Genomic DNA, 809 nt, shown 5'->3' with positions numbered 1-809 from the left:
TCTGATATTCAGGACACTTTTCAAATCCAATTTGGTGCTTTATTAAATGATTTTGATAAACAAAGTAAAGACCATTTATCTGGTGATCCAGTGGAATGCCGAGATGCAGACCCTGCATATGTGCTTGTTGCACTTACCGATAGCAACGATGACTGGGTTGCAGGAATGAACCCAGAGGCCGATCCTAATGATTTGATTATGATTGATATTGTAGATAACAATGGAAGTTGGGAAACCGAATATTCAGAATTATTGGGCTTACCGGCTGGTACCTACTATCTTGAATATTTTATTGTTTACAGTGCCGATGACCAGGTATTATGGGTAGCCCCACGTGAGGGTGGTGCCTATGCGAGTAGCGTTGGAGACCCGTTGCCGCAGGAAATCGAATTAAGTGCAGGTACCAAGCCATATGTGCAAGTAGATGTACTATGTTTTGTTCCTCGTGCAGAAGATGCCTTTGGCTATTTATTCATCGACATTAACGCTATTCCGATAGAGAACAACTATTGCATTTTTGTGAACTATTGTGATGACGAAACTGGTAGAGAGTACCCAGCCAAGTTCCAAGTAGACGTTTGGCAGATGGGTATGATGGTGTTGAGGTGGTCATAGATGGGCTAATGAATACTATTAATCCTGGACCGGCAGCCACTGTACTTTGCTTCCCATTACCACCATTGGTTGGGGACGATACATATTTTGTTCGAGTAACTGTTTTGGATGATGCACTATTGCCATACACTTCTGATGCTTCAGATTTTGTAGAATTCGAAATCGATCAAGATGATATTGATGGTCAATTATTG

General features: G+C 41.5%; 2 protein-coding genes. Both read left to right on the top strand.

The genetic code is table 11. From position 1 onward, the window contains the following. Positions 1-90: 90 nt before the first annotated feature. Positions 91-615, top strand: coding sequence for a hypothetical protein (locus ON07_RS13505; RefSeq protein WP_155807244.1), 525 nt, complete (start codon positions 91-93; stop codon positions 613-615). 8 nt (positions 616-623) lie between these two features. Further along, positions 624-809, top strand: a 186-nt coding sequence (locus tag ON07_RS13500; protein ID WP_010232520.1) for a hypothetical protein, incomplete at its 3' end; no start/stop codon positions are given.

The sequence above is a fragment of the Gillisia marina genome, from assembly GCF_000258765.1.
Classification (GTDB): domain Bacteria; phylum Bacteroidota; class Bacteroidia; order Flavobacteriales; family Flavobacteriaceae; genus Gillisia; species Gillisia marina.
Note: the sequence above shows the minus strand (reverse complement) of the source record. Positions and strands in the feature narration are given on the sequence as shown.